Annotated in this window: 7 protein-coding genes and 1 pseudogene; 2 read left to right on the top strand and 6 right to left on the bottom strand. The window is 59.9% G+C overall.

The window, feature by feature from the left end; translation table 11 throughout:
• From BG52_RS04995 to BG52_RS04985, 3 genes and pseudogenes are all read right to left on the bottom strand, one after another.
• Positions 1 to 206 (bottom strand): annotated as a pseudogene (locus BG52_RS04995) (hypothetical protein); the annotation flags it as partial.
• A gap of 120 nt (positions 207 to 326) precedes the next feature.
• Positions 327 to 749, bottom strand: coding sequence for a DUF350 domain-containing protein (locus BG52_RS04990; protein WP_036581977.1), 423 nt, complete (start codon positions 747 to 749; stop codon positions 327 to 329).
• A 26-nt stretch (positions 750 to 775) separates the two neighbouring features.
• Positions 776 to 3,139, bottom strand: a complete 2,364-nt coding sequence (locus BG52_RS04985) for an endonuclease MutS2 (protein WP_036581975.1) — start codon at positions 3,137 to 3,139, stop codon at positions 776 to 778.
• A 152-nt stretch (positions 3,140 to 3,291) separates the two neighbouring features.
• On the opposite strand from BG52_RS04985, the gene BG52_RS04980 reads away from it, so the two are divergent.
• Positions 3,292 to 3,645 carry a phage holin family protein gene (locus BG52_RS04980; RefSeq protein WP_036581973.1) on the top strand — a complete coding sequence of 118 codons (354 nt, stop codon included), beginning with the start codon at positions 3,292 to 3,294 and terminating at the stop codon, positions 3,643 to 3,645.
• Positions 3,646 to 3,994: 349 nt separating this feature from the next.
• Positions 3,995 to 4,678 carry an SDR family NAD(P)-dependent oxidoreductase gene (locus tag BG52_RS04975; protein WP_036581970.1) on the top strand — a complete coding sequence of 228 codons (684 nt, stop codon included), beginning with the start codon at positions 3,995 to 3,997 and terminating at the stop codon, positions 4,676 to 4,678.
• 135 nt (positions 4,679 to 4,813) lie between these two features.
• Here the strand turns inward: BG52_RS04975 and zapA are convergent, their stop codons facing one another.
• From zapA to pheS, 3 genes are all read right to left on the bottom strand, one after another.
• Complete coding sequence (gene zapA, locus BG52_RS04970; RefSeq protein WP_036666914.1) at positions 4,814 to 6,094, bottom strand: cell division protein ZapA; 1,281 nt, start codon at positions 6,092 to 6,094, stop codon at positions 4,814 to 4,816.
• A 118-nt stretch (positions 6,095 to 6,212) separates the two neighbouring features.
• Positions 6,213 to 8,654, bottom strand: coding sequence for a phenylalanine--tRNA ligase subunit beta (gene pheT / locus BG52_RS04965; protein ID WP_036666911.1), 2,442 nt, complete (start codon positions 8,652 to 8,654; stop codon positions 6,213 to 6,215).
• Between the two features lie 22 nt (positions 8,655 to 8,676).
• Positions 8,677 to 9,711 carry a phenylalanine--tRNA ligase subunit alpha gene (pheS, locus tag BG52_RS04960; RefSeq protein ID WP_036581962.1) on the bottom strand — a complete coding sequence of 345 codons (1,035 nt, stop codon included), beginning with the start codon at positions 9,709 to 9,711 and terminating at the stop codon, positions 8,677 to 8,679.
• Positions 9,712 to 9,749 lie beyond the last annotated feature (38 nt).

Genomic DNA, 9,749 nt, shown 5'->3' with positions numbered 1-9,749 from the left:
CCGCCGATCCCGCCGTCTGCGGCTTGCGTGGTTTCCCTTAGCCCGCCCGCTCCATCTGCCGCGCCGGCCTCCTCATCGATCGAGAAGCTGACCGTCCGGTAAGCTTTCAAATCATTTTCGCAATGCGGGCAGTACTCCTCAGGGCCCAATTCCTCATCCCATACGATCTCCGTGTCGCACCACGGGCACACAGTATGCTCTTCCATGTCCGTTCTCCTTTATCTATTCGTTTAAGAAGCCATATAAACAACGCCGATCACGACGAACAGCACCGCCAATACAAGCAGCGTTCCTCCCAAATATTTCACCGCGCGCCACCCCTTCCGTCAGTACAACACGGTGGCGCCGATGACGTAGGAAAGCGAGACCGATATGATCATCGCGATCAGGCCGACGGCCCGGTTGTCCCGTTTGATTTCTTCATCGATTCGGAAGACGGGGGTCACGAATTCGAACAAGAAATACGCCGCCATGAGCACAATGAAGCCGAAGCCCGCCCAGGCCATGCTTTGATAAACGGAATCTCCGCCCTCAATCGAGAATCGAAACAAATTGCAGATGCCGAAAATTTTACCCCCGGTAGCCATCGCCACGGACAAATTGCCCTGCTTGATTTCTTTCCAGCAGTTGTAGCGGGTGACGAGCTCAAAGCAGAACAAAAATACGATAAGCGCCATCACGGCCACCGATACGTAAGCTAACGTTGCGATATAAGGATTGTTCAGCAAACCGTCTACTTCCTTGTCCATCCGATCCCTCCGCCTTCCGTCCGCCGTTATTTCAGCTCGGCAACCGTGACTCCGTTGCCGCCTTCCCCATAATTTCCGAGCCGATAAGTCTTCACAAGCCGGTGCTTGCGCAAATAATCCTGAATGCCGCTGCGCAGGACGCCCGTGCCTTTGCCATGGATAATGCAAATTTGTCCCATATTCATCAGATACGCCTCATCAATGAACCGGTCCACCTCCACGATGGCCTCCTCCAGGTTGGCCCCGCGCAGATCCAGCTCGGAGCGCACCGTATCGTCCTTGGTGCGCTTCAGGCTGGCGGCCTGCTTCGGCTGCTGCCGGCTTTGATTTGTAGCGGCCTTGATCAGCTCGAGATCGTCCAGCCGCACCTTCATTTTCATAATCCCGAGCTGCACCGTCGCTTCGGCCGCACCGCGCTCGAGCACATGGCCCTTCTGATTCAGGCTGTAAACCATGACCTCGTCCCCCGCTTCTACCTTCTGCGGCTTGTCGCCGCGCGCTGCGGCCGTCTTCGGCTTCTGCAGTTGCGGCGCCACCTCGTCCAGCCGCCGACGGGCATCAATCAGCTTATGCTCCTTGACCGATGCGCCTTCCTCCATCGCGAGCTTGCGCAGGTCCGCAACGATCTGTTCGGCCTCCCGCTTCGCCTTTGCGACCGCCTCACGTGCCTCCTCCTGCGCCTTGGCCAGCATCCGGTCCCGCTGCTCCTCGAAGCGGCGCAGCTCGGCCGTATGCTTCGTCTTCAGCCGCTCCATCTCCTCGCGCAGCGCTGTCGCCGTAATCCGCTCCGATTCCGCTCCGAGACGATCCTCCTCCAGGGAGGCAATCATATTCTCGACCCGCATATCTTCCTCGCTCACCTCGCCCCGTGCATGCTCAATGATGGAACGCGGCAGCCCAAGCCGTTCGGCGATCGCAAACGCATTGCTTCGGCCCGGCACGCCGACAAGCAGACGATAGGTCGGACTAAGCGTCTGCACGTCGAATTCCATGCTGGCGTTGATGACGCCTTGGCGGTTGTAGGCATAAGCTTTCAGCTCGCTGTAATGCGTCGTTGCCACCAGGCGGCAGCCTGACTGATGCATATGCTCGAGGATCGCGATCGCGAGCGCGGAGCCTTCGGCCGGATCGGTTCCCGCACCGACCTCGTCAAGCAGCACCAGGCTTTGGGGCGTCATGGAGCCGAGAATGCGGATAATATTCGTCAAATGGCTCGAAAACGTACTCAAGCTCTGCTCAATGCTTTGCTCGTCTCCGATATCGGCGTAAATCGCGTCGAACACGCACAGCTCGCTGCCCTCCTCGGCAGGCACGAACAAGCCGGACATCGCCATCAGGCTGAGCAGGCCGATCGTCTTCAGCGACACTGTTTTGCCGCCCGTATTGGGGCCGGTGACGATGATCGTCGAATATTGGTTTCCGAGCTCAACATCCAACGGGACGACCGCTTCGGCATCGATCAGCGGATGCCGGCCACGCTTGAGCTTGATGAATCCACGGTCGTTCATGCCGGGCAGCGTCGCTTTCATCTCATGCGCAAGTCGCGCCTTGGCGAACGTGAAATCCAGCTGTCCGAGCAGCTCGAGATCGATCGCCAAATCGTCGGCGTACTCCGCCGTTTGCGCGGTAAGCCGGTGCAGGATTTTCTCGATCTCCCGCTCCTCGTTCAGACGCAGCTCGCGCAGCCGGTTGTTCATCTGGACGACGGCCTCGGGCTCGATGAAAAGCGTCGCGCCCGAGCCCGACTGGTCGTGGATGATGCCGCCGAAATGATTGCGGTATTCCGACTTTACCGGTATGACGTAGCGGTCGCCGCGAATCGTGATGATGGCGTCCTGCAGCATCTTCTGAACGGAAGAGGATCGGATCATCGACTCCAGCTTTTCCCTCACGCGCGCTTCTCCGCCGCGCAGCTCACGCCGGATGGCGGCAAGCTCCGGACTGGCGTTGTCCAGTACCTCGGCCTGGTCGTCGATGCAGGCCAGAATCGCTTCTTCCAGCACGCGGTGCTCGGTCAGCTGATCGGCCATCGCGTACAGCAGCGGCATCGGATGATCCTCATGCAGAACGGCGATATGGCGCTTCACCCTCCTGCCCCCGCGCACCGTGTTCGCAATATCGAGCAGCTCGGCCGGGTTCAGCATGCCGCCGATTTTCGCTCGTTTCAGAGACGCCTGGATATCGGCAATCCCGCCGAAAGGGGCGGCGCCCTTGAGGCGGTCGGCCGCATATGCCTCGTCCGTGGCCTGCAGAACGCGCGTGACCTGCTCGAGATCAGAACTCGGCACCAGCGCTTCCGCAACTGCGCGGCCCAGGCCGGTCGACGCCAGGCGCGTCAATTTATCGATAATCGCCCTATAATCAAGCGTGTGCAAAATTTTGCCGTCCAACTTCTCGACAACTCCTCTCGATTTCCATTATAGCGTATTGCGCGCAGGCTTCGCCACGACGCATGTGGAACGGCCATTCATGAATCATCGCATGATGGGGAACACTAGCCGTGCGAACCTATCCAAACTGCTCAGAAGGAGGGCGTTCAATCATGCATTTTCTTGGAACTGTCGTCCGTTTTATCGTCTCTGCGCTTGTTCTGATGATCGTCGGCTGGCTTGTGCCGGGCTTTAGCGTCGGCGGCTTTTGGAGCGCATTGCTTCTCGCGCTCGTGATCGCAGCGCTCGGCTGGATCATCGAAGGTATTTTCGGCAAGCGGGTAACGCCATTCGGTCGGGGAATCGTCGGCTTTGCCATCAGCGCGCTTGTGATCTGGCTTGCGCAGTTCATCGTAGGCGATGTCGACGTGTCGATTCTCGGCGCCGTTCTCGCCGCACTGGCAATCGGGGTAATCGACCTGTTCATACCGGTCAGCACCCCGTATGACGCAGCGAAGAAAGGCTAACCGGCCGCAGTCCCACATGCACAGAATGAAGCGGTCTTGCTTTCGCAAGAGAGCAGGACTGCTTTTCATTATGCCGCCTGTTCCAACAGACCCTACGGCGCCGGCACCAGTAATAAGATGGTGTCCAAACCGAACGCGGAATAACCCGGTTTCTCCCATCCACTCCCGTCCGTTTTCGGGCGGGAGCGTTTATTCGTTTTTAGACGGCGAAGCGGTTAGCGCGGTTTAGTTAAATTCATAGCTTTCATAATAAAGTCTTATGGCCGATGATCTTCACGCAGCCCCTCCCGTTTGATACGATAGAATGAGATGAAAAGACTCGGACTTAGTCCGGACGGAGGGATTTTGGATGACAAAAGGAAGCCTTGAAGGCAAAGCGGCCTTAATCAGCGGTTCGGGAACGGGGCTCGGCAGGGCGACGGCCGTCGCTTTTGCGCGGGAGGGCGCCAAGGTCGCACTGATCGGAAGACGCGCCGGCAAGCTGGAGGAAACGGCGGCGGTGGTGCGCGCTGCCGGCGGGCAGGCGCTGGTGCTGCCGGCGGACGTCTCGAGCGAGGAGCAGGTGAAGCGTGCGGTTGCGGCGACTCTGGCCATGTTCGGCAAAATCGACGTCCTGATCAACAACGCTGCGGTATTTGAGCCGAACGCCGCTGCCGACACGCCTTTAGCTGATTGGTCGCGGCAGCTTGCGGTTAACCTTACCGGTCCATTGCTGCTTGCGCAAGCGGTGCTGCCATCTATGAGAGCGATGCATTACGGCCAGATCATCAACATTACCTCCTCGCTCGCCTCAAACGGTGCCGGCGGCTACGCGGCTTATGCAGCGTCCAAGGCCGGACTCGAGTCGCTGACGCGCACGCTGGCCGACGAGGAGCAGAACAACGGCATCCTCGTGAATGCGTTTAATCCGGGCACGGTTCGCTCCGAAATGCACGCCACCGGCAAAGACCCGGCTCAGGTTGCGCCACATCTGGTTCGCCTGGCTTCGCTGCCGGCCGGCAGCCCGACGGGCGATATCTTGGAGTATGAGTAGCGTTGAACGTTTCGCGGCGGGATAATGCGTTGCGTCGCCGGTATTCCCGCGTATATCTGCCAATCGTCCGCACAGCGCATACCAGACAAAAAATCGCCAAGCGGAATCTGCCGCCGACGATTTTTCTATCTCCTGTTATTGTTGTTCGATCAGTTCGATCCACTCATTGTACTCCGATTGCAGCTTCGCATATTCGTCCTTCAGCGATTCATGCTCCCCGAACAATCGGTCGTATGCATGCTGCAGCTCTGCCGTCGCCGCTTGAGCCTCGCCGCGCGTGTCCTCGAGCTCTGTGCCCAACCGCTCCAGCTGCTCATGCAACTGATCGGCCACATTGTGCGAGCGCTCGGATTCCGCCTCCCGCAGCCTGGCCTCCTGGGCCAACCTCGCTTCGAGTGCATCGCGTTCCGCCGCTAGCTTTGCGGCGCGCTCCCTCAACGCTTCCGCCTCCCCCGCTTGCTGCTCCAGCCGGTTCATCCGCTCCTTCAACTGGCGTTCGCGCGACGAATATTCATTCGCTTCACGCTTCAGCCGCTCCAGCTGCCCGCGCAGCATACGCTCCGATTCCTGCAATCGGGACGCCTGGGACGATGACGCTTGAAGCTGCTCCTTCTCACGGGCAAGCAGCTGTTCCAGCTGCTGCATCTTTGCTCCGCGTTCGCCATCCTGTCTGCGCAATGCCTCCGCTCTCTGCTCCGCCTCGGCGAGCCGGGACTCCCGCTCACGCAGCTCACGCTCTACATCGACCAGCGTCGTCCGCAGCGCCTCTTCCTGCTCCAGCGCCTGCATCGCGCTCGCTTCCGCCTCGGCCGCCGCGCGCGTTACCGCTTCAAGCCGCGCGCGCGCCTTGGACAATTCCGATTCGAGGCTAGCCGTCGCATCCCTCATTGCGCCTTCGAACCGCGCTCGCTCGGCCGCCAGCTCGGCCTCAAGCAAGAGCGTCTCGCTTGCCTGCAAAGCTTCCATATCATCGCGTTCTACCCGCCATTCGGCTTCCCGCTCGTCGTACATCCGCCGCCAATCCGCTTCCGCCGCGGACAGCCGCTTATCGGCTTCGCTGCGGATCCGTCCCGCTTCCTCCTGCGCATGCAGGCGAACACCCGAAAGCTCCTCGCGCAGCGCCAGCACCATGCTCCGAGCTTCATCCAGCTCCGCGGAAACGAGCTTCCGCTTCGCTTCCTCTTCGAGCAGCCGCTCGTTCTCGCGGCGCAGACGGAATACCTCATCGGCCATATGAACGGCCGAAAGAACCGCGATGCGCGGCATGTCAAGACGGGGATATCCCTTCGCCAGCTTATGCATATTCTCATCAACAAGCGCCGCAACGCGCTTCATATAATCTACGTTGGTATGTCCCGTCAGTCTGTACTGATGGCCGTATATATCAACCGTCACCCGAGTTCGTTCGGCATCCATGATCGGTTCTTCCTCCCATTTAGCTTGTGTTTCGTGCTGCTCGGCGTCCATAAAAAAACAAGGCCGCACCGAATCGTCCGATTGGAACTCATTCGCTGCGGCGGCTTGCGTTTCCTGCCTATTTCCTCAATTCCGCTCCAAAAGATTGACCGAGCCGCTCGACGACCGCCGTATGACGCTCCGTCACTTCCTCGTCGGTCAGCGTGCGTTCCGGATGACGGTATACAAGCGAGACGGCGACGCTTTTTTTGTCCTCGCCGAGCTTGCCGCCCGTATATACGTCGAATACCTGAACCGATTCCAACAACTCGCCGGCGGCAGACCGGATTTCTCCCGTCAGCCTGCCTGCCTCCACACGCCGATCAAGCACCACGGCAATATCCCGTTCAATCGCCGGATAACGCGGAAGCGGCTTCTGCCTGATCGCAGAGTCCGCATGCTCGTACAACGGCTCAAGTTCAAGCTCGAATACGTAAGTATCCACCAGATCCTCCTGAAGCTGCAGCGCCGGATGCACCTGGCCGACATAGCCGATTTGCTTTCGGCCGCCTGCCGTTTCCAGCACTAAGGCTGCCGTCCGCCCCGGATGAAGCTGATCGATCGATGCCGCCTCGTAGCGGACGAGACCGGTCATGCCCAGCAGCTCGAACACCGCTTCAAGCACGCCCTTTGCATCATAGAAGTCAACCGGCTCCGCCTTGCGGTTCCACTGGGCCGACGCCCGGCTGCCGGCCAGCAGGCCGGCGAGCCGGTGCTTCTCCTGCGGGAGACGGGACAGCTCGGTTTCGTCCGTCAGAAACACGCTGCCGATTTCGAACAACGCCAAATCATCCGTCTTGCGGTTCCGATTATATGCCGCGATTTCCAACAGACTCGGCACGAGACCGGTCCGCAGCACACTCCGGTCTTCGCTCATCGGCATCGCCAGCCGGATCGGGTTTGCTCCCTCGCTAAGCCGCGTAAATAAGCCCGCACGATCGGGATGCGTCACGGAATAACTCATGACCTCGTTCAACCCGGCTGCGGTCAGCTTGGCGCGAAGCTCGCGCCGAATCGCCTGGGGCGCCGTTAGCGCGCCCGGCGTGGTCGGCCCCTCGATCGGCGTAGTCGGAATATTATCGTAGCCGTACAGGCGGGCCACCTCTTCGATCAGATCGACCGCGCTCGTGATGTCGCCTCTGCGGCTTGGCACACGGACGTTGAACATCCCGGAATCATCGCTTTCATACTCGAAGCCAAGCCGGCTGAAAATCGTTTTAACCTCAAGCGTCGACAGTTGCGTACCGAGATATGCATTTATCCGCTCAAGCGATACCGCTACATCTGCAGGCTCCCCCGCGCGTGCAACCTCCTGAACGATTCCTTCGGTCACCAGCCCGCCGGCATAACGCGCCATCAACCCGGCCGCGCGGTCGAGCGCCGGAATGACGCGGGCATCGTCCACGCCCTTCTCGAAGCGGATGCTGGACTCGGAACGGAGACTAAGCTGACGGGACGTCTTGCGCACCGTGCCGCCCTCAAATCTGGCTGCCTCCAGCACAATGTTCGTCGTCGAAGCCGTGACCTCCGAATTGGCGCCGCCCATTACGCCCGCCAGCGCGATCGGCTTCTCGCCGTCGGTAATCAGCAGCATATGCGGCTCAAGCTTGCGCTCTTGATCATCCAAGGTGACCATCGATTCGCCTTCCCGGGCGAGCCGCACCTCGATCCGGCCGCCGGCAATCTTGTCGGCATCGAAGGCATGGAGCGGCTGACCGTATTCGAGCATGACATAGTTCGTAATGTCGACAATGTTGCTGATCGGCCGGATGCCGGCCGCAATCAACCGGTTCCGCAGCCACTGCGGAGACGGGCCGACCTCCACACCCTTGATATAGCGCGCGGCATAACGCGTGCAATGCTCCTGCGCGCCGATTCTCACCTGCACATAATCCGCCGCCCGTTCGGCCGCGTCCGCGACGGAATGTTCCGGCAGCTTCACAGGGCGGCCGGTCAAGGCCCCCGCCTCATAAGCGACGCCCAGCATGCTCAGGCAATCCGACCGGTTCGGCGTCAGATCCAGCTCGAGCACCTGATCGTCAATGCCGAGCACCTCTCCGATCGGCGTGCCGACCGCGGTGTCCGGCGGCAGCACAAGGATGCCCTCTTGCTGCTCCTTCGGCAGCAGCTTGTCATTGATGCCCAGCTCCTTCGCCGAGCAAATCATGCCCTGCGACTCCACGCCGCGCAGCTTCGCCCGTTTGATCTGAAAGTCTCCCGGGAGCTTCGCGCCGATCAACGCGACCGGCACCTTCTGCCCGGCTTCGACGTTGCGCGCGCCGCATACGATCTGCAGCTCCTCGCCTTGGCCGGCATCGACCTTGCACACGTTCAGCTTGTCGGCGTCCGGATGCTTTTCCTTCGAAGTCACATAGCCGACAACGACGTTGCTGACGCCTTTATTCAACTGCTCGACGCCGTCCACCTCGATGCCCCCGCGCGTAACGCGTTCGGCCAGCTCCTCCGCGGAAATGCCGTCCAAATCGATATATTCGTTCAACCAACGGTAGGATACTTTCATGTCCGATTCCCTTCTTTCCTCGTCACATTCTCGCGAACTGGCTCAGGAAGCGCAGATCGTTCGTATACAAAGCGCGAATATCGTCGATGCCGTACTTGAGCAGCGCAATCCGCTCGACTCCCATGCCGAAAGCGAAGCCGCTCACTTCCTCCGGATCGTAGCCGCCCATTTCGAGAACGCGGGGATGCACCATGCCGCAGCCCAAAATTTCCAGCCATCCGCTCCCCTTGCACATCCTGCAGCCGTTACCGCCGCATTGCACGCACGAAACGTCGACCTCGGCGCTTGGCTCCGTGAACGGAAAAAAGCTCGGCCGCAACCGGATGCGGGTCTGGGAGCCGTACATCCGTTGAACGAACTGCAGCAGCGTGCCCTTAAGATCGCTCATCCGGATATTCCGGTCGATAACAAACCCTTCGATCTGCGTGAACTGGAAAGAGTGCGTCGCATCGTCGTCGTCTCGGCGGTACACCTTGCCGGGGCAGATGACCTTGATCGGCGCCGCACCGTTCATCGCCTTCATCGTGCGGACCTGTACCGGGGATGTTTGCGTGCGCAGCAAAATTTCATCCGTAATGTAGAATGAATCCTGCATGTCGCGGGCCGGATGATCCTTCGGCAGGTTGAGCGCCTCGAAGTTAAAGTAGTCGGTCTCGACCTCGGGTCCTTCCGCAATCGTGTACCCCATGCCGATGAAAATATCCTCAATCTCCTGCTGCACCTTGTTGAGCGGATGCACAGCTCCTGCCGGCAGCTTTCGGCCGGGGAGCGTCACGTCAACCGTCTCCGCGCGGAGCCGGTTTTCCGTCTCCGCCGCCTGGAAATGCGCCTGCTTCTCCTCGATAACCGCTTCAATGGCTCCGCGCACGTCGTTGCCGATCTGCCCGATTACCGGACGCTCTTCGACAGACAAGCCGCCCATGCCGCGCAAAATTTCAGTTAATGCGCCCTTTTTGCCCAAATATTTCACTCTGAGATCGTTCAAATGCTGAGGACCGCTCACTGTCTGCAGCTCCTGCAGTGCTTCCTCCCGAAGTGCCTCCAAACGTTCCTTCATCGCGCCTCGCCTCCCTGTACATAATCAACAAAAAAAGC

Source organism: Paenibacillus darwinianus (assembly GCF_000598065.1).
Taxonomy (GTDB): domain Bacteria; phylum Bacillota; class Bacilli; order Paenibacillales; family Paenibacillaceae; genus Paenibacillus_I; species Paenibacillus_I darwinianus.
The sequence above is the reverse complement of the archived record's forward strand: the minus strand, read 5'-3'. Positions and strand labels throughout refer to the sequence as shown.

Bases quoted from the DNA above. Each gene is read 5' to 3' on its own strand.
- BG52_RS04990 (WP_036581977.1), bottom strand. From the start codon at position 749: ATGGACAAGGAAGTAGACGGTTTGCTGAACAATCCTTATATCGCAACG.
- BG52_RS04980 (WP_036581973.1), top strand. From the start codon at position 3,292: ATGCATTTTCTTGGAACTGTCGTCCGTTTTATCGTCTCTGCGCTTGTT.
- BG52_RS04975 (WP_036581970.1), top strand. From the start codon at position 3,995: ATGACAAAAGGAAGCCTTGAAGGCAAAGCGGCCTTAATCAGCGGTTCG.
- zapA (WP_036666914.1), bottom strand. From the start codon at position 6,094: ATGGATGCCGAACGAACTCGGGTGACGGTTGATATATACGGCCATCAG.
- pheT (WP_036666911.1), bottom strand. From the start codon at position 8,654: ATGAAAGTATCCTACCGTTGGTTGAACGAATATATCGATTTGGACGGC.
- pheS (WP_036581962.1), bottom strand. From the start codon at position 9,711: ATGAAGGAACGTTTGGAGGCACTTCGGGAGGAAGCACTGCAGGAGCTG.